The following is a 24,997-nucleotide window of genomic DNA, read 5'->3' as shown; positions in this document are numbered from 1 at the left end:
GTATTAGTTTAAAATTTCCAAATCGCATAAAATTGCCAGTAATTAAAATCCTTCTTGAACGGCAGGATATAGCGCACGCCCACACTTGGCCCAATTCGGGAAAACCCGCCCGTAAGGTCGAGCAACATCCCGGAACGGAATTGAGAAAGAGATTCCTCGAAGTTTTCTTCCCTACTGCTTTCCTTCAGGAGGAAATTAGGGTTGGGACCTTCAAAAAGCTGTAGTTTAGTGGACAAGTCCTGTTTTTGGGAAATATTTATCCCGGCCAAAACACCGCCGCCTATGCCGACATAATTATTGATGTTATACCGCACCAAAAGCGGGATTTCCATCGTAACATTGTCAAAGGAAGATTTTGTTATGGTGCGGCGCAGTTGTTGTACGCCATTGGTACCGGTTACAATTTCATCATGGGTAATGGTTTTGGAATCATATTTGTGCAAACTGTTTTGCCACTCGGCCTGCCAATACCAGCGGTAGGATTTGAAAGGGGAAACGGTTACGGCAGCAAAATAACTCCTGGAATTTTCCAGCGCCGGAAAAAGATTGTAACCTGTTTTGGCTCCTATGCTAATCCCCGGTTTAAATCGTGTCACGGCATAATTGGTAATGACCGGTTCGTTTTTGTCAAAAAAGATGGATGTTCTGCTCCTAGTGGTTTGTTTATGGAAATCCTTGGCCAGTTTCAGGGTGTATTTTACGAATCCTTTGGTACTGTCTTTTTCGGTAACGTTTTTTTGGTTGCTGCCGGGAAGGTAAATGTTCTTGAAGGTAAAATGAATCTGCTTCTGTTTGATGATCGTGTCGAGGCAGCTGTAGGTAACTTCTTCGCCTTTAGGGCAAATGGGGCATTTTGGGTAAGAATCTACAATCTGGAGTGTTTTTTTATCGAACATATCCGGAATGTCCGATTCCAAACGGATGGTCCTTGCCGGGCCTTCGCCATTGTTTTGAAAACGGATTTTGAAATTCAGTTTTTTGAGCCTCACCAGCCTGTAATTCATAAAAAGGCCGTTGCTCGACATTTTATTGGGATCATGTGAGGTCACGATTTCCATCTCGAGGGTTTTCTTTTTGTGGTTTTTATAATTCCTGTCCGGGACATACACGCCGCGCATTTTTACAGTGGCACTGGTATCCTTGATCATTTCAGGGGTGGTCTTGAAGGTAAAAAAGGCATTCCGGGTTTCGCTGGGATCCATATTGTCAAACTCCAGGATGTGTACGTCCCTAAATGCTGATTTACATTCCAAAAGTGTCATTTCCAGGTTTTCATCTTCCCTGAAAGAAGTGTTTTTATAATAGGCTTCGTTTGAAGCCGCGGCTATGAACCGGTTTGTATTGTTGAGTTCGTCGGCACAGGCAAAACCATCTTCCGTTACTTTGCGTTCGTTAAAATGGGTCCTGTAGTCCAGCAGTTCGAAATTATCATTTTTAAATTCCCTGTCATTATAAAAAAGGTATAGTTTTCCGTTTGCCACATAATTCAGGCTGTTCTTATAACTAACCACAACGACCATTTCTTCTTCAGGGATAGGTTCCCGGTTGTTGAATATCTTATATCCGACAGAATCTGCCAGGGAAGCAATTTCAGTATAAGCCGGGTCGGTTATTTCTTGTATGGCAACCGTTTTCGGACGTGTCTTCGGAGGTTTCCCGTTGTCGTAATTGTTGGTTACGGTCAAATTTACCTTGTATTCCCCGGGTTTTTTGTATTTGTGCTTGGGATTTGGGTCTTTGCTGTAATTCCCGTCGCCCATTTCCCATAAATAGGAATAATTGGCTTTGGGCGCACCGGCGATCTGGATAAGGGGAGGAGTTTCGGGTTTGAAAGAAACCTGGTTTCCGTTTTTGTCATAACCAATTGTTGCTCTTCTTGTAATGGTATCTTTGACTTTCGTTTGCGAAAACAAGAAAAAAGACGACAGGAAAAAAATAAGTATGTATAATTTTTTCATGATCTTTTGGTTTTTAACGTTTGGTTTAGTGTTATAAAAATATAGAAAAGTGGCGAATTTGTCACCACTTTCCTATGTTTTTTATTTTTGTATTATTGAATGGCATTGATGGCCGCCACGAGCTGGGCTTCTGTCCCAAGGGTTGTTTCGGCCAGGGTAAAGGAGTAGACGGCATTTGCTGTGGTAGTAACCCCTTTTATTCCATATCGGAATTGCCCGTTTTCTTCTGTGACAAAAATGATGTGGCACGCTAATCCTATCGGAATCTGGCCATAATGTTCGCTGAATAAACCTGCTGCGGTATACGTGTCCATTTTTGCTAAGGCGTTTTGGCCTTCTCCGTCGTAAGAAAGGTAAATGGCGCTGTTGTCAAAGTCATATCCTTCGGGAGCATCTACAAGAATGGTAGTTTTAGGCCTTGGATCGCTGTAAAATTTATCTACATTGGTCCATCCGAAGTTTCCGAAACTTACATAATAATTAGAGCCGCCGCCAGTTCCGCCTTGGCCTACATCTACACCACCTCCGCCTGCCGGATTAGCATTGTTAGCCCTCCACTCCAGGTTTCCATTGTCATCGATAAAACCATTGAAAAGTTGCATGCCCAAATCTGCTCCGCCGGTTAAATTCGTTGGGACTTCCAACAGGATATTGCAAGTGGTAGCCAGCTGCTGGCCGTTTTTAGTAGCATTGACATAAAATTCCCCGCCGGAAATCAGCAATTCCAGATTGCCATTGCCCATTCTTCCCGAAGTTGGCTTGTTGGTTGCAAGCATGCTGCCTTTGTCAAAAACTTCAATAAAGGCGATGTCCACATTTCCCGTTACAGGATTCCCGTTAAGGGTAAGGCAGTTTCCGTTGATTGTGATTTTTACGCCTTTAGAAGAGGTAAAAGTCGCGCTTCCGTTTTCGGCTACCATGGTAAAATGCTGGGTACGGTTGTTCAATGCTTCTTCACTTAACGCTTTATACTCTTGAGATGAAGGTGGCATATCTGAAACCTGGTTTCCGTTGTCATCGCTGCTGCATGCTGTCATTGTCATTATTCCGATGAATAAAAGTCCTGTCATTTTGAAATTTGTTTTCATGATTTCTAATTTTTTGTGATTAATAGTTGTGTATAGTGTTATATCAACAGTATACGGTAATTGTTACCCTTGTTTTTGAATTATTTCAGAAGTAACCTGTTGGTATTATTGAATTGCATTTATAGCGGCAATCATCTGGGCTTCTGTTCCTAAATTTGTTTCGGCCAGGGTAAAAGCATATACGGCGTTTGCGGTTGTGGTTACTGCTTTTATCCCATACCTCCATTGGCCGTTGCTTTCGGTGGCAAAAATGATATGGCATTGCAGGCCGATAGGGATTTGCCCATAATGTTCACTAAATTGTTGGGTTGCCGGATTATAGGTGTCGAATTTTGCCAACTGGTTTTGGCCTTCACCATCTACAGACAAATAAATAGAGCTATTGGTGTTGTCATACCCTGAAGGGACTGTAGCCAAAATTTGGGTTTTAGGCCTTGGATCATTGTAAAAACGGTCAATGTTTGTCCATCCGAAGTTTCCAAAAGTCACCGTATAGCTGCTTTGGTTGAATCCGACCGCTCCACCGTGATCGGCAGGTCCGGCAGCGGGTTTTACCCAGGCAAGATTATCGGGATCGGTGTTGTCTCCTGCCCAGAAGGCCATCCCGGCATCGAGCGGGTCTGTAAGGTTAGCAGGTACTTGCAGCTGGATCATAGAATTGATGCCCAGTTGCTGCCCTCCCTGAGTAGCATTGATGTAAAATTCACCGCCTGAAATCAAAATGCTTTTGTCTCCATTTGGCATTACACCCATAGTAGGTTTATTTGTTGCCAGCATCGTCCCTTTGTCAAAAAGCTCAATAAACTTGATGTCGATTGCACCTGTTACAGGATTTCCGTTTTTTGTAAGATCGTTTCCGTTTAGTGAAATCTGGACCCCATGCGCTGAGGTCAAATTGATGGTTCCCGAACCGGCTGTTGCCGTAAATGTTTGTGTTTGGTTTTGTAATGCTTCAGTTCTCAAATTATTCCAGTCCCCGGCATTCGGGATATATTCAGATTCTTGAAAACTATCGTCTTTATTTCAACTCACCAAAGTGATTATTCCGAAGAATAAAAGTCCTGTTATGCTAAAATTTGTTTTCATGATTTTTGCTTTTATGTTGTTATTTTATTGAAAAACGATATCGATGTATGGAATTCCGTAGTTGGGAACCGGCCCGCCCGTGCCATAAAAATTCGAGGCAGTAATGGTTAAAGCTCCTGAAGTTACTGGATAAGGTACCGGCCCGGTGTTAAAGCGTAAAATTCGCCCAATGGTATTTCCAATGTTGCCAAGGTAATTACTCGCTATCCTCTTGATCGTATAGCTGTCCCCGGCAACAAGATTTGTAGGGGTGATGGGTTGGTAGTCGGTCGCAGCCGAATTGAATATGTGGTTTCCTGAATATACTAGTGTACTGGTTGTGTTGTTGTAGATTTCAATAGTGTAGGGAACACTACCGGCGAAAAGGGCAGCATTCCCCTGATAGCCTACCGTGCAAACCGTTTTGTTAGTATTGACCGTAAAAGTATATTCGTGCGTTACCAGATCCATTGTAGTGTAATTGGTATAAAGAGCGTTACTGGCTAATGTTGTTGTGTAAAGCTGTTGGAAATCCGTGCCAACGATATTGCATCCTGTCGGAGGTGCCGGAGCTGGAGAAGGTGTGCATCCAATGATTGCTGTCCCTAAGAACAATGCCATTCCTATTATTTTGAAATTTGCTTTCATGCTTTCTAATTTTTAAGGTTAGTAATTTTTGTATTTACCGATATATCAATTAGAGATTCAATTTGTTACCTATTCTTTTTATTTTTTTAACTTTAGCCAATTAATAGTTTTCCATGACGGGCAAAAATCTACATTCAGACCAAATATATATTGACGGTTTACTGCAAAACAATTCGGATGTGATACAAACCATTTACAAACGGTTTGTCCCCAAAATCAAAAACCACATCAGGAACAACAGCGGCAATGACGACGATGCCCAGGATATTGTCCAGGAAGTCCTGATCGTCATTTACAACCAGGCCAGGACAAATGGTTTGCAGCTGACATGCCCTTTCGATGCTTATTTTTTCCTGCTATGCAAAAGGCGATGGCTTAATGAGCTAAAAAAACGTTCCCACAAAGAGGTAACAATTCCGGAACATCTTGTATCTATAGATGAACCTGTTCAGGGAATGGTTTCGCGCACTGAAATTTTTGATGAAAAACAGTCCTTGTTCGATGAAATGTTCCAGAAATTGGGAGAGAAGTGCCGCGAGCTGCTCCAATTGAGTTTTGTAACTAAAACAATGGAAGAAGTGGCCGAAAAACTCAATGTTAGCTACGGTTACGTGAGAAAGAAAAAATCACTCTGTACAGGTCAGTTAACAGAAATGATCCGGCAATCGGACAGATACAAATCTTTTAAAAACTAGCGTCATGAACGAAGAATTATATATCGGTTTTGAAAATTATCTCAACAACGAGATGCTGCCTGAAGAAAAGCTTGATTTTGAACAAAGGCTTCAAAATGATCCTGAGTTCAGGGAATATTTTCGTTTGTATGCCGAAACGACCCGTTTTTTAGACACTTCATTTTCACCCGAAACGGCCGCTTTTAAGGAAAACCTGAAAGCCATTTCCAGGGAACACTTTGGCGAAAGCCTAAAAAAACAGCCTAAAGTCATTTCCTTCAGGCCGTGGCAATATGCAGTCGCCGCGTCCATTACGATCCTGTTTGGAACTTGGTTTATGATGCAAAGCAACGATCCGGAATACAACGATTTCAACCAGCACGAGAAAGCCTATTTTACAGAAAGGGGTTCGGAAGACAAGAGCCTGAAAGACGCCCAGGATTTTTTCAATAGCAAAGAATACCAAAAAGCCGTTGTTTCTTTTGAGAAAGTGGCGGTTCTGGATACGCCCGAACTGCAGTATTTTTATGCGATTGCTTTAATTGAAACCAATGATTTTAGCAAAGCGGCGGTTGTCCTGAATTCCATCCGGCAAGGAAATTCCATTTACAAGGATAAAGCAACCTGGTACCTGGCACTATCGGAATTAAAACAGCATAAAACCCAAGAATGCCGGTCATTGCTGAAACAAATCCCTCCGGATGCTGAAGATTTTGACAAGGCCCAGGAATTGCTGGAAGACCTCGATTAATGCCTGGTTTTGTATAATTTGATTCATTTCCGTGTGAAACCCGGTGCAATAATTGTATTTTTGCAGTCCTAAATATTGCAGTACAATCAAAGATGAACCTGACCGATACACATACGCATTTATATTCTGAAGAATTCCAGGAAGACCGGGATGAAATAATCCAAAAAGCCATTTCCCTCGGTGTTACCAAATTTTTCATTCCTTCCATCGATTCCAGTTACACCTCAAAAATGTATGAACTCGAAGCCCGTTACCCGGAAAATATTTTCCTGATGATGGGTCTGCATCCCTGCTATGTCAAAGAAAATTACGAAGAAGAACTGGCACATGTCGAGGCGGAATTGTCCAAAAGGAAATTTGCGGCGATCGGTGAAATCGGCATAGACCTGTATTGGGACAAAACAACTTTAGGCATTCAGAAAGTGGCTTTCCAACGCCAGATCCAATGGGCCAAAAAATACAAATTGCCCATAAATATCCATTGCCGTGAGGCTTTCGATGAAATTTTTGAAGTCCTGGAACTCGAGAAATCAGACGATTTATTCGGGATTTTTCATTGCTTTTCCGGAACGTATGCACAAGCGCTTCAGGCCATCTCCTATAATATGAAGTTGGGGATAGGTGGGGTAGTGACTTTCAAAAACGGAAAAATCGACCAATTCCTGCATCAGATTGATATCCGGCACATTGTCCTGGAAACCGACGCTCCTTATTTGGCACCGGCCCCTTTCCGCGGCAAACGGAATGAAAGCGGTTACGTTACGCTTGTAGCCCAAAAACTGGCCGAAATCTATGCTATGCCTCTTGAAGAAGTCGCACGGATCACAACCGAAAATGCCAGGGCGGTATTTGCAATGTAAGGGTTTCTTAACCTAAGATTAAAAAAAAATTCGTTCATTTGTAAGAATAAATTCTCTGAAATGTCAAAATTCGATGCTATTCGGCCCTATTATGATGCCGAAGTAAATCAGGCTTTGCAAAACGCAATTAATCACCCCATCATGAAGGCGATGATGAATTTTACGTTCCCGGACGTGGAAGATGAGGTTTGGAAAACGCAGTTGGGGAAAACTCATTCAATCAGGGATTTTCAATGTAATTTTATATACGAAGCCATTCAGAAGGTGCTCAAGAAAAGCTCTGACGGCCTGAGTACTTCAGGATTCGAAAAGCTGGAACAAAATACCTCTTACCTTTTTATTTCGAACCATAGGGATATTATCCTGGATACGTCATTGCTCAATATTGCACTTTTTGACCACGGGTTGGTGATGACGGCTTCGGCAATAGGGGATAACCTGGTGAAGAAGGATTTCCTGAAATCACTCTCCAGGCTCAATAGGAATTTTGTAGTGCAAAGAGGCTTGCCGCCCCGAGAATTGCTGCAAAGCTCGCAACTGATGTCCGAATATATAGAGCAACTGTTATTGCGCGAAAACCGTTCGGTCTGGATAGCACAGCGTGAAGGAAGGACCAAAGATGGCAATGACGCTACACATTCCGGCGTTTTAAAAATGCTGGCGATGGCTTCCGGGAACAGGAACGCGATTGATTATTTCAAAGAAATCAAGATTGTCCCTATTTCGATTTCCTACGAATACGACCCGACCGACGCGCTTAAAATGCCGCAACTCATGGCTGAAGCCAATCAGGAAACCTACATAAAAGGTTCCAGTGAAGATTTCAATAATATCATCAGCGGGATCATCGGGCAGAAAAAACGCATCCATATCCATGTAGGGGACATCCTGGACAAGGAGCTGGACGAAATCAAAGAAGAAAACACCAATCCAAATAAACAGATACAGGCTTTAACCCAGATTATCGACGAATCCATCCTGAAATCATATAAACTGTGGCCGACCAACTTTATCGCTTACGATGTTTTGCATAAGACCGAACGATTCTCCGACCGTTATACAGAACAGGAAAAATCCCTTTTTGCCCGGCGCCTCGAAATGCGCATAGACGGTAAAAATGACCAGATGAAAGAAAGTTTCCTCGCCATGTATGCCAATCCTGTTGTTAATAAAATGAAATACAATGACGCAGTCTAAACCGAATATTCTCCTTATTTATACCGGAGGAACCATTGGTATGGTCAAAGATTTTGAAACCGGAGTCCTGAAAGCCTTCAACTTCAGTAAACTGCTCAAGAACATACCGGAATTGAAGTTGCTGGATTGCAATATAGCCACCGTTTCTTTCGAAAACCCTATTGATTCTTCGAATATGAATATCCGGGAATGGGTAAAAATGGCTATGATCATCAAAGAAAACTACAACCAATACGACGGATTTGTGGTATTGCACGGATCCGATACAATGTCTTATTCCGCTTCGGCGATGGGCTTCATGCTCGAAAATCTAGACAAACCCGTAGTGTTTACCGGTTCTCAATTGCCTATCGGAGATTTAAGGACAGATGCCAAGGAAAACCTCATTACGGCCATTCAGGTAGCTTCCCTGCAACACAAAGGCAAGCCGGTCATTACTGAAGTCTGTCTTTATTTCGAATACAAATTATACAGGGGGAACCGGACAACAAAAATAAGTGCCGAGCATTTTAATGCATTTGCCTCTCCCAATTTCCCTTGTCTGGCCGAATCGGGTGTGCACCTGAAAGTAAGTGAAGATATTTTGCTCAAACCTTCGTCAAAAAAACTCAACGTACATACGGAGTTTGACGATAATGTCGCCATTGTCAAGATTTTCCCAGGGATGAATGCCAATGTGGTCAAGACTATTCTGGACATGTCAAATCTAAAAGGAATCGTGCTGGAAACCTATGGTTCCGGTAACGCATCTACCGAAAACTGGTTTGTTGAAGCGTTGGAAAAAGCAGTCAATAAAGGGATTTATATCATAAATGTGACACAATGTTCCGGTGGAAGCGTTAATATGGGGCAATATGAGACGAGTTCGCAGCTTAAGAAAATAGGCGTTATTTCCGGGAAAGACATTACTACTGAGGCGGCTATCACCAAGTTAATGTACCTGTTAGGGCAAAATGTGGCCCACAATGTCTTCAAAACGATATTCGAAACTTCACTCCGTGGTGAAATGAATTGAAATTAATTTTAAAAATAGTTTTTATCTGAACTAATTTATTCTTTTATTTGCAAAAATATTCAGAGGGGTGTCCGAGTGGTTGAAGGAGCAAGCCTGGAAAGTTTGTATATGGGTAACTGTATCGTGGGTTCGAATCCCATCCCCTCTGCAAAAAGCCTAGTTATTTGTTAATCAGATAATTAGGCTTTTTTATTTTGGAGTTGTGTCAAATTGATATGAAAAGTGGCTTGAGAGTTGATTAAGGCCGCTGTTAGCAGAAGTTATTTTTATTTAGATATTGCTGGTATCAAATATTCTTGCATAATTTTTTCAATTTGTTTTTCTCCGTATGGTGTATTGTATGCTTTCGAAGTAATTACAATTACAATGGGTTGGTCTTTGAACATAAAAATTCTATTTCCTCCATTTCCACTTGAATAATAAACTTCATAATCTTTGCCATTTATTTTATATATTTTATTCCAAAACAAATAACCATAATATTCATCTTCTGAAATGTTCATCTGATGCGATAAACTTTTAGTTACCCATTCCTGTGATACTATTTGTTTGCCATTCCAAATGCCCTGATTTTTATACAATTGCCCATATTTTGCATAGTCCAACGAACTTAATTGTAAACTTCCTGCTGTATTAGGGACATTTTGTGGTGTGAATTGCCATTTATATTTTTTAATCCCTAATGGTTTAAATAATTTTTCAAGTGAATATTTCTCTAATCCATTCGGAACAGATTTATGAATAATGTCACCCAAAACGATGCAACCTGCTGTAAAATAATCCCACTGTTTATTTATCTGTTTTGTTTTGTCAATTGGTAAATCTAACGTGAAGCGAACCCAATTTTTAGTTGGATACATATTTTCTTCGTTTCCAAGCGATTCAGAATTTATATCGGAACCCTCAAAAGTAGCACTCATTGTAAGTAAACTTTTTAAGGTAATACTATCTTTTGATACAGAATAATTTTGGAAGGATTTTAAATCATAAAACTCTTTTAAAGTTTGCGTTTCACTTTTAATGTATTTGTCCTTTATTGCAATGCCTAAAAGAGTTGATGCAAATGATTTTCCTACAGAGCGTGTATCGTGAAGCGAATTTCTATTTGCTCCATTGAAATATTCCTCAATCAATATTTTTCTGTCTTTTAGTACTACAATACTTGTAACATCTTTATAGATTTTCTTTTCGATTTTTCGATTTAACTCTTCAATTTTAGCAATGTCAATTTTCGCTGTAGAAATCTGCCAATCTTTAATTGGTTTAATTTGTTGAACTTTTACTAATTTTTCGTCAATTTTTATTTCAGGTACAATAATTTTTAGTTGTCCTTCGGCAATTATGTTTCCTGTTAAGACTTCGCTTAGTTTTAAATATGGTCTAATTTCAATTTTAAGAAAATGTTCTCCTTCCGAAAGTGCCTCTTGACCGCCATTACCAAAAAATCTATTCCAAAGAAATGTACCCCAAGAATCTTCATTAATTGAACTTATTAATGGAATTCTAAAAATTGTTTTCTGATTTTTGTTTTCTATACTTCCTGCTCCAACATTTAGATTTTCAACATAAACTTTTTTGTTGTCAACTACAAATGTAAATTGATAATTTCCATTTTTCGTCAATTCTTCGGCAGTTGATTGTGGCGATAATAAATGAAGATAATTTGTTAAAGAGTTGCCCAAAAAGACTCGAATAGTAAGGTCTGTTTTTTCTTTGAGTTCAAATGTTTGTAAAAAGTCTGTTTGTTTAAAATTTTCAACTGCAATGGTTTGTGACATAAATGCAATCTTGCCAATGTTTGATTTATGAATTGGATAAATAATACTATCCGGTTTTACAAATTCGTTTTTTTGCGCTGATACATTTAAGTAAGTCAAAAGACTTAAAGCTAAAGTTATGATTTTTGATTTCATTGATTTTGATTTTGATTGATGATTTCATTTTTTTGCGTTTTTGTGAACAAAAATGGCAGTTAAACGTAAATATAGGAACATCAGTAAGATATTTGTAATAATTTTATGAAGATTTAAAAAACTAAGGCAGCAATAAAACGAAAGTTTTGGCTTTTTTATTTCTTCAAAATTCATAATAAAGCTTATTTCCGTGCATAAAAAAGCCAGTCAAAATGACTGGCTTTTGTGTTGCTATGTGTCATTAAAAAATGACTAATCGTAAAAAACTATTTGTTCGGTTTTATTAAAAATGCGTTCGGGTATTTCTTTTTGAGTGCCAAAAGCTTTTTTTCCGCTTCAATCCGGGTTTTGAAATTCCCAATCCATACTTTATATATTGGGGTATGGAAAACAATTGTGGCATCGACATTCTTATTGGCTTTCCTAAATTCCGTAAGCGCTTTCTTACTTGTTTCGCTATCGCCTGTAAATATTTGGATTTTATACCGGTCATTAACAGTAATTGAGGAATTAATCTTACGTTTTTCATTTAAAAGCTGTTCGAACCTCGGATCTTGTTTTACGATTGCTTTTCCATCCTGCGAAAAACATTGGGAAGCAATAAATAGGGACAAAATCAAACAGGGAAAACCTTTCGGCAGACTTAAAATTCTCATAATGAATATATTTTTTAGCAAAAGTACATTTTAACTGATTAAACAAATCAAAAATATTATTTAGAATAAATATAAATTAATAATTAAGATATATTTAAGGTTTTGAGAATAGTTCATAAGTCGTATTTTTGTCGGAGTTTTTTAAATGGCATACTGTATTTGCTGCAAAAAGAGTAACAAAAACAATGCCGAATTTAGATGATAATCATTTAATATATGAAAAAAGTGGGAAACCATAAATCGATTTCAAGGATAATAACGCTAAGCCTGGCGTTTGTAATATCCGTTTCTTTAAGTTCTTTTGCGCAAGACACAGCAGCGGCACCCGCTGCGACAGCTGTAGCGGCAGCTCCGGCAGCAGGTGGGAATCCTGTTCTGGGTAAAGCGCTTTTTAATGCCAATTGTGCCGCTTGTCATAAGCTGGACTCTAAAATGACTGGACCTGCACTTCGTGGTGTGGTGGAAAGACATGATAAAGCCTGGTTACACAAGTGGATTAAGGACAGTAAGGCACTTATCGCTTCAGGGGATGCGGATGCTGTTAAAGTTTTCAATGAAAACAATAAGATAGCGATGACTGCTTTCCCGCAATTGTCTGATGCGGATATTGATAACATTTTAGCGTTCACTTCCGAGCCAAAACCTGCTGCTGAAAAAATACCGCAGGCTGGTGCTGAAGGTGCTTCAAAAGAAGGTGGTTTGTCGAATAACCTAATATTAGGGTTGTTGGCAGGTATTTTAGCTGTTTTGGTAGCGATGTTGTTTATGGTAAACAACGTGCTGAACAAAATCGCCAAATCAAATGGGGTTGAGGTTGCTGAAAAACCAAAATCACTGCCAATCTGGAAAGCTTTCGCAAGAAATCAATTCCTGGTATTGGTATCGGTAATCCTATTAATGCTTGCAAGTGCTTATTTTATCTACGGATATTTGATGCAGGTAGGTGTTGACCAGAATTATGCGCCGATCCAGCCAATTCATTACTCGCACAAAATCCACGCCGGAGACAACGGTATCGAATGTAAATACTGCCACTCATCTGCAAGGGTAAGTAAAAACGCAGGTATACCTTCCTTAAATGTGTGTATGAACTGTCATAAAAACATTTCTGAATTCCAAGGGGATAAAGATTCAACGTATGTTGATTATACTAAGGAGTACTACACTGCTGAGATTCAAAAATTATACGATGCGGTTGGATGGGATAAGACAGCTCAAAAATACACTGGAAAACAAAAACCGGTTAAATGGGTCAGAATCCATAATTTACCTGATTTCGTATACTTCAACCACTCACAGCACGTATCTGTAGCGGGTGTTGAATGTCAAACATGCCACGGTCCTGTACAGACTTTCGAAGTAATGAAACAATTCTCTCCATTAACTATGGGATGGTGTGTGAACTGTCACCGTCAGACTGATGTTAAGATTGAAGGAAATGATTACTACAAAAAGATTCACGAAGAGCTTTCTAAAAAATACGGTGTAGACAAATTGACTGCAGCGCAAATGGGAGGTTTGGAATGTGGTAAATGTCACTATTAATAGAATACTAAGAAGCTAATTTTTATATACAATATGTCATCAAACAAAAAATACTGGAAAAGTGTTGAGGAGCTAAACGAAAATAGCTCTATTGTTGAGACGCTTAGAAATAACGAATTTGTTGAAGAAATTCCAACAGATGAATTTTTAGGTGATGCGGCTACTTTGGCTACGTCTTCTACAACACGTCGTGATTTTCTTAAGTACGTTGGATTTAGTACAGCAGCTGCTACTTTGGCAGCCTGCGAAGGTCCAGTGCATAAGTCGATTCCTTATGTAGTTCAACCGGAAGAAATTATTCCTGGTGTAGCAGATTATTATGCTACTACTGTGGCTGATGGTTTTGATTTTGCTAATATCTTGGTCAAAACACGCGAAGGTCGTCCTATTAAAATTGAAAATAATAAAATTGCTGGTGCAAATTTCACAGCAAATGCCCGTGTTCACGCGTCTGTGTTGTCATTATACGACAGTACCCGTCTGAAAACTTCTAAAATCGCCAATGACAAGCATGAACTTGCTGTTGCGACTTGGGAAAAGGCAAATGCTAAGATCAAAGCCAGTGTTGCAGACGCAAAAGCAAAAGGAGGGAAAGTAGTTTTGCTTACCAATACTTCTGCCAGCCCGTCAACAGATAAACTGATCGGTCAATTTTTAGCTTCAAACCCAAATGCAAAACATGTGGTGTATGATGCGGTTTCTTCATCAGAAGCTTTGGATGCATTCCAAATGGTATATGGTGAAAGAGCGTTGGCAGATTATGATTTCTCAAAAGCAAACACAATTGTTTCCATTGGTGCGGATTTCCTAGGAGATTGGCAAGGTGGTGGTTTTGATGCAGGATATACGCAGGGAAGGATTCCGCATAACGGAAAAATGTCCCGCCACTTCCAATTCGAAGCTAACATGACAATGTCTGGTGCTGCTGCTGACAAACGTGTGCCAATGACTGTAACCGGTCAAAAATTAGCCCTGGTAAAAATCTACAATATCATCACCGGGTCATCTGTAGGCGTTTCAAAAACGGACAATGACGATGCGGTAACCAAAGCTGCCCAGCAATTGAAAGCTGCCGGAAGCAAAGGAGTTTTGGTATGTGGAATCGAAGATAAAAACGCACAATTGTTAGTTTTGGCTATCAACCGTGTTTTGGGTAGCGAAGCTTTCAATGCTACTAATTCACGTCAGATCCGTAAAGGAAATAACGCTGATGTGAAACAACTTTTGGCAGATATGAAATCAGGGGCTGTCCATACTTTGATTATGAACGGTGTCAACCCTGTTTACTCTTTGCCTAACGGAAAGGAATTTGCTGAAGCTTTGAAGAAAGTTAAGCTTTCCGCTTCTTTTACTATGAAAGAAGATGAAACAGCTTCGATTTCTACTGTTGCTGTTGCTGTTCCTCACTATTTGGAATCCTGGAATGATGTAAGCATTGTAAAAGGCAGTTATGCTATTACACAGCCTACAATCCGTCCTTTATTTGATACTGTCCAGTTTCAGGATGCTTTGTTATCCTGGACCGGAAGCACTCAATCGTACTACGATTATATCCGTACTTCATGGGTAGGTACAAAATCATGGAACCAATTGGTTCATGATGGTGTGGCTGTCAATGAATCTATTTCTGCTGGCGCCGGTGCCGGTGCAGACTTCAACGCGGCTGCGGCTGCTTTGGCGAAAGCTACTCCTGCTGCAAGCGGAATGGAACTGATCCTTTATACCAAAACCGGTTTAGGAGACGGACAACAGGCAAACAACCCTTGGTTACAGGAATTCCCAGACCCAATTACCCGTGCTTCATGGGATAACTACGTAACCGTTTCCAAAGCGGATGCTGAAAAACTAGGTTTGGAAAACTGGAATGTTGCCAATGGTGGTCTTAATGGAAGTTACGCGACTTTAACTGTCAATGGTGTGAAATTGGAAAAAGTTCCGGTTATCATCCAGCCAGGACAAGCTAAAGGTACTGCAGGTATCGCATTAGGTTACGGACGTATGGCTTCCATGAAAGAAGAAATGCAGGTAGGGGTTAATGCATATACTTTGTATAACAACTTCAGTAACGTTCAAAGCGTAACAATTGCTAAAGAAGGCGGAGAGCACGAATTTGCATGTGTTCAATTGCAAAAAACATTAATGGGCCGTGGCGATATCATTAAAGAAACGTCCCTTGAAATATTCAACACCAAAGATTCAAAAGAATGGAATGTTATTCCTGTTGTATCTTTAGACCATAAAGAAGTTGCTGCTACTACGGTTGATTTGTGGGAATCATTTGACCGTACGGTTGGACACCACTTCAACCTTTCTATCGACTTGAACGCCTGTACAGGTTGTGGGGCCTGCGTTATTGCTTGCCACGCTGAAAACAATGTACCGGTAGTTGGAAAAGCGGAAGTAAGACGTAGCCGTGATATGCACTGGTTGCGTATTGACAGGTATTATTCTTCTGCCGATACTTTCGAAGGAGATGATAAAACCAAAGAAAATATCTCCGGATTGGTGGATTCCCTTTCTACATTGCGTGGAATGGAAAATCCTTCAGACAATCCTCAAGTAGCATTCCAGCCGGTAATGTGCCAGCACTGTAACCACGCACCTTGTGAGACTGTTTGTCCTGTTGCTGCAACATCACATAGCCGTCAAGGCCAGAACCATATGGCGTACAACCGTTGTGTGGGTACTCGTTACTGTGCAAACAACTGTCCTTATAAAGTACGTCGTTTCAACTGGTTCTTATACAACAAAAACGAAGAGTTTGACTTCCATATGAATGATGATTTAGGACGTATGGTATTGAATCCTGATGTAAACGTTCGTTCTAGAGGGGTTATGGAAAAATGTTCTATGTGTATCCAAATGACACAGGCCACTATCCTTACTGCCAAAAAAGAAGGAAGGTTGGTAAAAGACGGTGAATTCCAGACAGCTTGTTCAAATGCATGTTCTTCCGGAGCAATGGTTTTCGGTGATGTTAATGATAAAGAAAGCAAAGTAGCCGAATTAGCTGAAGATAAAAGAATGTACCACTTGTTAGAGCACGTAGGAACTAAGCCGAACGTATTCTACCACGTAAAAGTTAGAAATTAATATTAATAAGAAATAAGATAAAGGATTATGTCGTCTCATTACGAAGCACCCATTAGAAAACCTTTAGTTATTGGTGATAAAAGCTATCACGATGTAACAGTTGACGTAGCTAAACCTGTTGAAGGTAAAGCCAATAAACAATGGTGGACAGTTTTTTATATCGCTTTAGCCGCATTTTTGTGGGGAATAAGCTGTATGGTATATACTATTTCCACAGGTATTGGAACATGGGGATTAAATAAAACAGTAGGCTGGGCCTGGGATATCACTAACTTCGTTTGGTGGGTAGGTATTGGTCACGCGGGAACCCTAATCTCGGCAGTATTATTGTTATTCCGTCAAAAATGGAGAATGGCCATTAACCGTTCTGCGGAGGCGATGACAATTTTCTCTGTAGTTCAGGCAGGTTTATTCCCGATTATCCACATGGGTCGCCCATGGTTAGGATACTGGGTATTGCCAATCCCTAACCAATTCGGATCATTATGGGTGAACTTTAACTCTCCATTACTTTGGGACGTATTTGCAATCTCAACGTACCTTTCCGTATCATTGGTTTTCTGGTGGACTGGTTTGTTGCCTGACTTTGCCATGTTAAGAGATAGAGCGGTAACGCCGTTTACCAAAAGAATTTATACTATTTTGAGCTTCGGATGGAGCGGAAGAGCAAAAGACTGGCAACGATTTGAAGAGGTTTCTCTTGTATTGGCCGGTTTGGCAACTCCACTTGTACTTTCGGTACACACGATCGTATCCATGGACTTTGCAACTTCTGTAATCCCTGGATGGCATACGACAATTTTCCCTCCTTACTTCGTTGCAGGAGCGGTTTTCTCAGGATTCGCGATGGTAAATACATTGCTAATCATCATGAGAAAAGTGTCTAACCTGGAAGCTTACATTACTATCCAGCATATCGAATTGATGAATATCGTAATTATGATTACGGGTTCTATCGTAGGATGTGCTTATATCACTGAGCTTTTCGTAGCATGGTATTCAGGAGTTGAGTATGAGCAATATGCTTTCCTTAACAGAGCAACCGGTCCTTACTGGTGGGCTTACTGGGCGATGATGACATGTAACGTTTTCTCTCCGCAATTCATGTGGTTCAAGAAACTAAGAACAAGTATCATGTTCTCATTCGTTATCTCTATTGTAGTAAACATAGGTATGTGGTTTGAGCGTTTTGTAATTATCGTAACTTCGTTACACCGTGATTACCTACCGTCTTCATGGACAATGTTCCAGCCGACATTTGTTGATATAGGTATCTTTATTGGTACTATTGGATTCTTCTTTGTATTGTTTTTATTGTATGCAAGAACATTCCCTGTAATCGCTCAGGCGGAGGTAAAAACAATCTTGAAATCATCAGGAGAGAATTACAAAAGAGAAAGAGAAAAAGAAGGTCATAATCACGATAATCACTAATAAGTCATGAGTAATAAAGTAATACATGCACTATATAATGATGACGATGTTTTGATGGATGCTGTAAAGCAGACTCGAAAAGCACATCACCATATTGAAGAAATTTATACTCCGTTCCCGGTTCACGGACTAGATAAGGCCATGGGATTAGCGCCTACAAGAATAGCCATTTGTGCGTTTTTGTATGGATTGACAGGTCTGTCTTTCGGAACATGGTTGATGAACAATATCATGATTCACGATTGGCCACAGGATATCGGAGGTAAGCCAAGTTTTAGCTATATCCAGAACATGCCTTCTTTTGTGCCGATTATGTTTGAGGAAACCGTGTTTTTTGCGGCACACTTAATGGTAATCACTTTTTATATGAGAAGTAAATTATGGCCGTTTAAAGTTGCTGAGAATCCGGATGTAAGAACAACCGATGATCACTTTTTAATGGAAGTGGCAGTAAACAATAATGAAAGTGAACTAACTTCATTTCTTGAAAGCACTGGTGCTGTTGAAGTTAAAGTAATTGAAAAGCATTAATCAGAACTATGAAAAAAGTATATACACTAGCAGTTTTAATGGGGTTGTCTTCATTACTGTTTTCATGTCAAGATACCAAAAAACCGAATTATCAGTTTTTTCCAAACATGTATGAATCAACAGGATATGAAACATATTCTGAATCTGCAGCTTTTAAAAATGGAAAAGAAGGCCAATTGCCGGCTCCGGGATCAATAAAAAGAGGTTTTGTCCCTTACGAATACCCAAACACGGATGCGGGTTACGAAGCGGCAAAACTAAACTTGAAATCACCTTTGGATTCTTTGTCTGTTAACATGGAAAAAGGGAAAGAGTTGTTCAATATTTATTGCGCGATCTGTCATGGTGAAAAAGGTGATGGTAAAGGGAAATTGGCAGTGAGAGAGAAATTTCTTGGGGTGCCTAATTATGCAGACAGACAAATTACGGAAGGAAGTATTTTTCACGTAATTACCTATGGAAAAAATGCTATGGGTTCTCATGCTAATCAATTATCGCAAAAAGAAAGATGGCAGGTAGCAGGTTATGTTTTAAAACTTAGATCTGAATTATAATTGTAAAACACTCTATTTATAAGTTATGTATACATTTTCAAGCAAATTAAAAAACTTATCTCTTATCCTAATGGTTTTAGGAGCATTGGGTATTGGAGTTGGTTTTTTCACTGCACCAAAAAATACTAAAGATGTAGAAGCAATTCTGGCGGCTGATAGCCATGGCGGACACCACGCTGAAGCTGCTCACGAAGCTGCACCGGCACATGCTGCCGAAGCTGCTCATGAAGCAACGCCTGCTGCACATCAGGAAGCAACACCTGCATCTGACTCAACAGAAGAGCATGTTGCGGAAGTGAGTAAAGATTCAAATGCAGTTGCCGCTGCAAATGTGGATTCAACCGTTGCCAAAACGGAAGAGCACGTTGCGGAAGAATTGGCAAAGCCTTCCCACGAAGCAGAAGCTAAAGGACATGAAGTTGCTGAAGCCGATGAGCATGCTGAGCATTTGACGCATGTTTTGCACCAGTTGCAAAATAAGCCTTGGGCTGCATTTTATGTTGCCGCTTTATTCTTTATGTTAATTTCATTAGGTGTATTGGCTTTTTATGCAATCCAACACGCTGCACAAGCAGGTTGGTCTCCTGTACTTTTCAGGGTAATGGAGGCTATTACTGCCTATTTGGTTCCTGGAGCCATAATAGTATATGTTGTATTGGTATTGTCAGGCTTGCATTTGAACCACTTATTTGTTTGGATGGACCCGGCTGTTGTGGCTGAAGACAAACTGCTTCAAGGAAAACAAGGGTATTTGAACGTACCGTTCTTCCTAATCAGGGCAGCTATATTTATGGGAGGTTGGATCGCTTACCGTCACTTTTCAAGAAAGAACGGTTTGGCTTTGGACCAAACGAACGATCTTAGCTATTACAAGAAAAACTTTAAGTTATCAGCAGGATTCCTGGCATTCTTCCTGGTTTCCGAATCTATGATGTCTTGGGATTGGATTATGTCGGTTGACCCTCACTGGTTCAGTACTTTATTCGGATGGTATGTATTTGCAAGTTTTGTTGTAAGTGCCGTTACCGTTATCGCATTGGTTACTTTGTATTTGAAATCAAGAGGATACCTGGAATATGTAAACAACAGTCATTTCCACGATTTGGCTAAATTCATGTTTGGTTTCTCCGTTTTCTGGACGTATTTATGGTTCTCTCAATTTATGTTGATCTGGTATGCCAATATCCCGGAGGAGGTTGTGTATTTCAAATTTAGGATCGAGCACTATAATTTGCCTTTCTTCGGAATGGTAGTTATGAATTTCGTATTCCCTATCCTTATCCTTATCAACACTGATTTCAAGCGTGTGCCTTGGATTATCAGCATGGCAGGTCTGGTTATTTTAGCAGGACATTATTTAGATTTCCATAACATGATCTACCCGGCAACAGTTGGTGACCAGTGGTTCATTGGACTTTCAGAAATCAGTTCAATAGCATTCTTTGCAGGATTGTTCATATTTGTTGTATTTACAGCACTTACAAAAGCTCCGTTATTGCCGAAAGGGAATCCGCTTGTTGAAGAAAGTAAGCATTTTCATTATTAATATTTAAATACAAAAACAGATGACAAGTTTGTTGGTTATTATAGTTTTAGTCCTATTATCAGTTGCTATTTGGCAAATGACTAAAATCTTCGACTTAACACAAGTTGGCAATAAAAAGGATAATTCTCAAGTTGCTACTGATAATGATAATAATATTCAAGGATATTTGATGTTCGGCTTTCTTGCGTTCCTTTATATCTTTACTATTTTCGGATTGTTGAAATGGGGCCACCTTGTTTTAAGCAACCCGGCTTCTGAACACGGATCGGATTACGACAATTTGATGATGATTTCATTTGCGATCATATTCTTTGTACAGGCTATCACTCAGGCATTGCTTCATTATTTCGCATACAAATACAGAGGCAAACAAGGCAATACGGCTTTATATTTTGCCGATAATGATAAATTGGAATTCATTTGGACCATTATCCCGGTTATCGTTCTTGCAGGTTTGATCCTTTACGGATTGTATACCTGGACAAATATTATGTTTGTTGATGAAGACGAAGATGTTATGGTTGTGGAGTTATATGCGAAACAGTTCAACTGGGAAGCACGTTACTCTGGTGCCGATAATGTTCTTGGTAAAGCCAACGTTCGTTTGATCGAAGGAGTGAACACTATGGGTGTTGACATGACTGATCCTAATGCGCAGGACGATATCTCGACTACGGAATTACACCTTCCTAAAGGAAAAAAAATATTATTTAAATTGCGTTCCCAGGATGTATTGCACTCTGCTTACATGCCTCACTTTAGAGCACAGATGAACTGTGTGCCAGGTATGGTAACCCAGTTTGCATTCAAACCGATTTATACTACAGACGAAATGCGTCAGGATGAAAAAATGGTTGAAAAAGTGTCAACTATCAATAAAATCCGTGCTAAGAAAACGGCTGAATTGGCAGCTCAGGGAAAACCAGGTTTGGATCCTTATACTTTTGATTACCTTTTATTGTGTAATAAAATCTGCGGTGCTTCGCACTACAACATGCAAATGAAAATTGTTGTGGATACTCCTCAGGATTTTCAAAATTGGTTAAAAGGGAAGGGAACTATCGCTAAAGCAGTCAATGATGATAAGGCAGCAAAAGCTGCTCAAAACGCTCCTGTTTCTGTTCCGGCTCCGGCTAAAAAACCGGATACTACTGTGGTGGCTACTGCAGAAGCAACAGTTGTAAGTAAATAATATAATCAGAATTAAAAAAATTAAAATATAAAACTATGGCAGCAGCATCACATGACCACGATCACGCACACGATCAAGATCACGCACACCACCATAAAGATACTTTTATAACAAAATATATTTTCAGTATTGATCATAAAATGATTGCAAAACAATACTTGATTTCAGGTATTATTATGGGAATCATCGGGGTTGTAATGTCAATTCTTTTCAGAATGCAAATTGCCTGGCCAGAGCAATCATTTGGAATCTTCAAATTCCTTTTGGGTGAAAAATTGGCTCCGGGCGGTGTAATGCGTAATGATATATACCTGGCTTTGGTTACCATTCACGGTACGATTATGGTATTCTTCGTATTGACAGCCGGTTTGAGCGGTACCTTCAGTAACTTGCTTATTCCGCTTCAGATTGGTGCCAGGGATATGGCTTCCGGGTTTATGAATATGATTTCATACTGGTTGTTCTTTATCTCAAGTGTTGTCATGCTTTCTTCTTTATTTGTTGAGTCAGGACCGGCTTCTGCAGGATGGACTATTTATCCTCCGTTGAGTGCTTTGCCACAGGCTATTCCAGGTTCAGGAACAGGAATGACATTATGGTTGGTTTCTATGGCTATATTCATCGCTTCTTCATTGATGGGATCCTTGAATTATGTGGTAACGGTAATCAATTTAAGAACTAAAGGGATGTCAATGACAAGATTACCGCTAACGGTTTGGGCTTTCTTTATTACTGCTGTTATCGGTATTGTTTCTTTCCCGGTATTATTGTCTGCAGCCTTATTGTTAATCATGGATAGAAGTTTCGGTACATCGTTCTTCTTGTCAGATATCTTTATTTCAGGCGAAGTATTACACTATCAAGGAGGTTCTCCGGTATTGTTCGAGCATTTGTTCTGGTTCTTGGGACACCCTGAAGTATACATCGTATTGTTGCCTGCATTAGGGATCACATCTGAAATCATCGCAACCAATTCACGTAAACCAATTTTCGGTTACCGTGCGATGATCGCTTCTATTCTAGCTATCGCATTCTTGTCTACCATTGTTTGGGGCCACCATATGTTTATCTCGGGGATGAATCCTTTCTTAGGATCGGTATTTACCTTCACAACATTATTGATTGCTATTCCATCGGCAGTAAAAGCATTTAACTATATCACTACTTTATGGAAAGGTAACCTGCAGTTGAACCCTGCGATGCTTTTCTCTATCGGATTGGTTTCAACTTTCATCTCAGGAGGTTTGACAGGGATTATCCTTGGAGACAGTACACTGGATATCAACGTTCACGATACATATTTCGTTGTAGCGCACTTCCACTTGGTAATGGGTATTTCAGCTCTTTACGGATTCTTTGCAGGGGTATACCACTGGTTCCCTAAAATGTTCGGAAGAATGATGAATAAAAACTTAGGATACATCCACTTCTGGGTAACGGCAATATGTGCTTACGGGGTTTTCTATCCAATGCACTTTATCGGAATGGCTGGTTTGCCACGTCGTTACTACACGAATTCAAACTTCCCATTATTTGATGATTTGGCTGATGTGAATGTTTTGATCACAACTTTTGCCATCATCGGGGCGATCTTCCAATTGGTGTTTATGTGGAACTTCTTTACCAGTATCTTCTACGGTAAAAAAGCAGTACAAAACCCATGGAGATCCAATACTCTTGAATGGACTGCACCGGTGGAGCACATCCACGGTAACTGGCCAGGAGAATTGCCTACAGTACACAGATGGCCTTACGATTACAGTAAGCCAGGGCATGATGAGGATTTTGTGCCGCAAACTACACCTATGAAAGAAGGAGAAGAAGAACTTCACCATTCATAAAAAAATATCAAAATATTAAATGCCTTTCTTAACGGAAGGCATTTTTCATTATAAGTATTTTGTTAACTTTAAGCCTTAAATCCAAATCATGAGAAACCTTCTTAAAATTGTTTTTTTACTTTCGTTTGTTAATGTATTCGCACAACAGGAGATCCCTGATTTTGATGCGGTCGATTCATTGTACAGGGAAGACCAGTTTTATTTTGGCGTTACGTATAATATTTTAAGCACCAAGCCCAAGGATGTTTCTCAAAATTCTTTTTCCACAGGATTGAATGCAGGTTTTTTAAGGGATTTCCCTCTTAACAAAAAAAGGACTTTTGCCATAGCGCCGGGAATAGGGTTTTCATTCAAAAATTACAAGCAGAACCTGGTTATCCAGGAATTAGATGGCGTCATGCAGTATTCAACTATTCCGGCAGGAGAGCCCTTTGATAAAAACAAATTGGCCATGTATTTTGTTGAAGCGCCTATAGAGATCCGCTGGAGGACTTCTACCTTTGAATCTCATAAATTCTGGCGTATTTATACAGGATTCAAGATGAGTTACCTGCTTATGAGCCAATCCCGTTACAAAGCCAGCGGCATTGATTATAAGGTGAGCAACAACCGCGATATAGCAAAGTTCCAATATGGGACATATGTGGCGGCCGGATGGAACCAATGGAATTTCTACGCCTATTACGGATTCGATGATATGTTTAAAAACGGGACTCTAAATGGTGATCCGATCAAAATGCATACGCTTAATTTCGGCTTGATGTTCTATATTTTATAGCCAAAAAAACAACAGGAACAATTGCGGAAGAAGTCCTGTTAAATACCCCAGGATCAGTTCATTTGCAGTATGGGCTTTCATCAGCAACCGGGAGGAAGCTACCAATCCGTTGCAAAATAACAACAATGCAATAAATACGACTTCTTTGGACTGGAAATGCAGGCAACAGCTGATGGAAAAAACAGTCAGCGAGGCCATACCTAACATATGCAAGCTGGCTTTCTTATGGAAAAAGACCAGTAACAAAGCCACTCCGCTGCTTATCATGCTGCCTAAATAAAAGTAAAACAACTCCGGAATTGCATCAAGGGTCGTGCTTTTTAAAATGAGCATCCCCAAAAGGAGGATATGGAGTATCAATGGGATTTTACGTTGGGAAACGGAAGGCACCATGATGGAATCTATCTTCTGGAGCATCAACAACAGATAAAAACAAGCTAAAGGAATCAATACCGTAACCACAAGAATTTGCATGATGTACAGGTAAATGACTTCATACACAAAATATCTGGGTGTCAGGATAAAATACACAAGTGATGCAAATACTGCCGTAAAAATTGGATGGAAGAAGTACGAAAAAAAAGGAAGTATTCTTTTCAAAACGAAATGGATTATACTAACAAATATAGAGATTTGACTTCAAGTACCCTCATAATTG

Annotated in this window: 21 protein-coding genes and 1 tRNA gene; 15 read left to right on the top strand and 7 right to left on the bottom strand. The window is 39.8% G+C overall.

What is annotated here, in order from left to right:
- Positions 1-8: 8 nt before the first annotated feature.
- The 4 genes from E4635_RS05595 to E4635_RS05580 all read right to left on the bottom strand — a co-directional run bounded on the left by E4635_RS05595 (position 9) and on the right by E4635_RS05580 (position 4,759).
- Positions 9-1,958, bottom strand: a complete 1,950-nt coding sequence (locus E4635_RS05595; RefSeq protein WP_135525645.1) for a PKD domain-containing protein — start codon at positions 1,956-1,958, stop codon at positions 9-11.
- A 92-nt stretch (positions 1,959-2,050) separates the two neighbouring features.
- Positions 2,051-3,046 carry a hypothetical protein gene (locus E4635_RS05590; protein ID WP_135525644.1) on the bottom strand — a complete coding sequence of 332 codons (996 nt, stop codon included), beginning with the start codon at positions 3,044-3,046 and terminating at the stop codon, positions 2,051-2,053.
- 105 nt (positions 3,047-3,151) lie between these two features.
- A complete protein-coding gene (locus E4635_RS05585) occupies positions 3,152-4,009 on the bottom strand; it encodes a hypothetical protein (protein ID WP_246020705.1) in 858 nt (285 codons plus the stop codon).
- Positions 4,010-4,156: 147 nt separating this feature from the next.
- On the bottom strand, positions 4,157-4,759 hold the full coding sequence (locus E4635_RS05580; RefSeq protein WP_135525643.1) for a hypothetical protein: 603 nt from the start codon (positions 4,757-4,759) through the stop codon (positions 4,157-4,159).
- A 113-nt stretch (positions 4,760-4,872) separates the two neighbouring features.
- On the opposite strand from E4635_RS05580, the gene E4635_RS05575 reads away from it, so the two are divergent.
- The 6 genes from E4635_RS05575 (at position 4,873) to E4635_RS05550 (ending at position 9,404) form a co-directional block, all read left to right on the top strand.
- On the top strand, positions 4,873-5,454 hold the full coding sequence (locus tag E4635_RS05575; RefSeq protein WP_135525642.1) for an RNA polymerase sigma factor: 582 nt from the start codon (positions 4,873-4,875) through the stop codon (positions 5,452-5,454).
- Positions 5,455-5,458: 4 nt separating this feature from the next.
- A complete protein-coding gene (locus E4635_RS05570; RefSeq protein WP_135525641.1) occupies positions 5,459-6,184 on the top strand; it encodes a tetratricopeptide repeat protein in 726 nt (241 codons plus the stop codon).
- 92 nt (positions 6,185-6,276) lie between these two features.
- Positions 6,277-7,044, top strand: a complete 768-nt coding sequence (locus E4635_RS05565; RefSeq protein ID WP_135525640.1) for a TatD family hydrolase — start codon at positions 6,277-6,279, stop codon at positions 7,042-7,044.
- 60 nt (positions 7,045-7,104) lie between these two features.
- Entirely contained in the window at positions 7,105-8,241 is a 1,137-nt protein-coding gene (locus E4635_RS05560) for a 1-acyl-sn-glycerol-3-phosphate acyltransferase (RefSeq protein WP_135525639.1), read from the top strand.
- The gene (locus E4635_RS05555) at positions 8,228-9,256 is read left to right on the top strand and encodes an asparaginase (protein WP_135525638.1); all 1,029 of its coding nucleotides are present in this window, start codon (positions 8,228-8,230) and stop codon (positions 9,254-9,256) included. Before E4635_RS05560 ends, E4635_RS05555 begins: the two co-directional genes overlap by 14 nt.
- A gap of 61 nt (positions 9,257-9,317) precedes the next feature.
- Positions 9,318-9,404: transfer RNA gene (locus E4635_RS05550), tRNA-Ser, on the top strand.
- A 118-nt stretch (positions 9,405-9,522) separates the two neighbouring features.
- Here the strand turns inward: E4635_RS05550 and E4635_RS05545 are convergent.
- Both E4635_RS05545 and E4635_RS05540 read right to left on the bottom strand, forming a co-directional pair.
- Positions 9,523-11,169: a serine hydrolase domain-containing protein gene (locus E4635_RS05545; protein WP_135525637.1), complete on the bottom strand. Its 1,647-nt coding sequence runs from the start codon at positions 11,167-11,169 to the stop codon at positions 9,523-9,525.
- A 266-nt stretch (positions 11,170-11,435) separates the two neighbouring features.
- Complete coding sequence (locus tag E4635_RS05540; protein WP_135525636.1) at positions 11,436-11,825, bottom strand: SPOR domain-containing protein; 390 nt, start codon at positions 11,823-11,825, stop codon at positions 11,436-11,438.
- 216 nt (positions 11,826-12,041) lie between these two features.
- On the opposite strand from E4635_RS05540, the gene E4635_RS05535 reads away from it, so the two are divergent.
- The 9 genes from E4635_RS05535 (at position 12,042) to E4635_RS05495 (ending at position 24,339) form a co-directional block, all read left to right on the top strand.
- Positions 12,042-13,370, top strand: a complete 1,329-nt coding sequence (locus tag E4635_RS05535) for a c-type cytochrome (RefSeq protein WP_135525635.1) — start codon at positions 12,042-12,044, stop codon at positions 13,368-13,370.
- Between the two features lie 33 nt (positions 13,371-13,403).
- Entirely contained in the window at positions 13,404-16,463 is a 3,060-nt protein-coding gene (locus tag E4635_RS05530; RefSeq protein WP_135525634.1) for a TAT-variant-translocated molybdopterin oxidoreductase, read from the top strand.
- A 27-nt stretch (positions 16,464-16,490) separates the two neighbouring features.
- The gene (gene nrfD, locus E4635_RS05525) at positions 16,491-17,897 is read left to right on the top strand and encodes an NrfD/PsrC family molybdoenzyme membrane anchor subunit (protein WP_135525633.1); all 1,407 of its coding nucleotides are present in this window, start codon (positions 16,491-16,493) and stop codon (positions 17,895-17,897) included.
- A 6-nt stretch (positions 17,898-17,903) separates the two neighbouring features.
- Entirely contained in the window at positions 17,904-18,428 is a 525-nt protein-coding gene (locus E4635_RS05520; protein WP_135525632.1) for a DUF3341 domain-containing protein, read from the top strand.
- Positions 18,429-18,436: 8 nt separating this feature from the next.
- Positions 18,437-18,982: a c-type cytochrome gene (locus E4635_RS05515; RefSeq protein WP_135525631.1), complete on the top strand. Its 546-nt coding sequence runs from the start codon at positions 18,437-18,439 to the stop codon at positions 18,980-18,982.
- Between the two features lie 25 nt (positions 18,983-19,007).
- Positions 19,008-20,528, top strand: coding sequence for a quinol:cytochrome C oxidoreductase (locus E4635_RS05510; protein WP_135525630.1), 1,521 nt, complete (start codon positions 19,008-19,010; stop codon positions 20,526-20,528).
- A 19-nt stretch (positions 20,529-20,547) separates the two neighbouring features.
- Positions 20,548-21,720 (top strand): cytochrome c oxidase subunit II, encoded by a 1,173-nt coding sequence (locus E4635_RS05505; RefSeq protein WP_135525629.1) that lies wholly within the window; start codon positions 20,548-20,550, stop codon positions 21,718-21,720.
- 35 nt (positions 21,721-21,755) lie between these two features.
- Entirely contained in the window at positions 21,756-23,561 is a 1,806-nt protein-coding gene (locus E4635_RS05500; RefSeq protein WP_135525628.1) for a cytochrome c oxidase subunit I, read from the top strand.
- An 88-nt stretch (positions 23,562-23,649) separates the two neighbouring features.
- Complete coding sequence (locus E4635_RS05495) at positions 23,650-24,339, top strand: porin family protein (RefSeq protein WP_135525627.1); 690 nt, start codon at positions 23,650-23,652, stop codon at positions 24,337-24,339.
- Here the strand turns inward: E4635_RS05495 and E4635_RS05490 are convergent.
- Positions 24,334-24,939 (bottom strand): hypothetical protein, encoded by a 606-nt coding sequence (locus tag E4635_RS05490; RefSeq protein ID WP_135525626.1) that lies wholly within the window; start codon positions 24,937-24,939, stop codon positions 24,334-24,336. The two genes, E4635_RS05495 and E4635_RS05490, sit on opposite strands and share 6 nt — an antisense overlap.
- Positions 24,940-24,997 lie beyond the last annotated feature (58 nt).

The organism is Flavobacterium humi, assembly GCF_004745595.1.
GTDB lineage: Bacteria > Bacteroidota > Bacteroidia > Flavobacteriales > Flavobacteriaceae > Flavobacterium > Flavobacterium humi.
Note: the sequence above shows the minus strand (reverse complement) of the source record. Positions and strands in the feature narration are given on the sequence as shown.

Excerpts from the sequence above, each read along its gene's own strand:
- E4635_RS05595 (WP_135525645.1), bottom strand. The coding sequence starts at position 1,958 with ATGAAAAAATTATACATACTTATTTTTTTCCTGTCGTCTTTTTTCTTG.
- E4635_RS05590 (WP_135525644.1), bottom strand. The coding sequence starts at position 3,046 with ATGAAAACAAATTTCAAAATGACAGGACTTTTATTCATCGGAATAATG.
- E4635_RS05580 (WP_135525643.1), bottom strand. The coding sequence starts at position 4,759 with ATGAAAGCAAATTTCAAAATAATAGGAATGGCATTGTTCTTAGGGACA.
- E4635_RS05575 (WP_135525642.1), top strand. The coding sequence starts at position 4,873 with ATGACGGGCAAAAATCTACATTCAGACCAAATATATATTGACGGTTTA.
- E4635_RS05570 (WP_135525641.1), top strand. The coding sequence starts at position 5,459 with ATGAACGAAGAATTATATATCGGTTTTGAAAATTATCTCAACAACGAG.
- E4635_RS05565 (WP_135525640.1), top strand. The coding sequence starts at position 6,277 with ATGAACCTGACCGATACACATACGCATTTATATTCTGAAGAATTCCAG.
- E4635_RS05560 (WP_135525639.1), top strand. The coding sequence starts at position 7,105 with ATGTCAAAATTCGATGCTATTCGGCCCTATTATGATGCCGAAGTAAAT.
- E4635_RS05555 (WP_135525638.1), top strand. The coding sequence starts at position 8,228 with ATGACGCAGTCTAAACCGAATATTCTCCTTATTTATACCGGAGGAACC.
- E4635_RS05545 (WP_135525637.1), bottom strand. The coding sequence starts at position 11,169 with ATGAAATCAAAAATCATAACTTTAGCTTTAAGTCTTTTGACTTACTTA.
- E4635_RS05540 (WP_135525636.1), bottom strand. The coding sequence starts at position 11,825 with ATGAGAATTTTAAGTCTGCCGAAAGGTTTTCCCTGTTTGATTTTGTCC.
- E4635_RS05535 (WP_135525635.1), top strand. The coding sequence starts at position 12,042 with ATGAAAAAAGTGGGAAACCATAAATCGATTTCAAGGATAATAACGCTA.
- E4635_RS05530 (WP_135525634.1), top strand. The coding sequence starts at position 13,404 with ATGTCATCAAACAAAAAATACTGGAAAAGTGTTGAGGAGCTAAACGAA.
- nrfD (WP_135525633.1), top strand. The coding sequence starts at position 16,491 with ATGTCGTCTCATTACGAAGCACCCATTAGAAAACCTTTAGTTATTGGT.
- E4635_RS05520 (WP_135525632.1), top strand. The coding sequence starts at position 17,904 with ATGAGTAATAAAGTAATACATGCACTATATAATGATGACGATGTTTTG.
- E4635_RS05515 (WP_135525631.1), top strand. The coding sequence starts at position 18,437 with ATGAAAAAAGTATATACACTAGCAGTTTTAATGGGGTTGTCTTCATTA.
- E4635_RS05510 (WP_135525630.1), top strand. The coding sequence starts at position 19,008 with ATGTATACATTTTCAAGCAAATTAAAAAACTTATCTCTTATCCTAATG.
- E4635_RS05505 (WP_135525629.1), top strand. The coding sequence starts at position 20,548 with ATGACAAGTTTGTTGGTTATTATAGTTTTAGTCCTATTATCAGTTGCT.
- E4635_RS05500 (WP_135525628.1), top strand. The coding sequence starts at position 21,756 with ATGGCAGCAGCATCACATGACCACGATCACGCACACGATCAAGATCAC.
- E4635_RS05495 (WP_135525627.1), top strand. The coding sequence starts at position 23,650 with ATGAGAAACCTTCTTAAAATTGTTTTTTTACTTTCGTTTGTTAATGTA.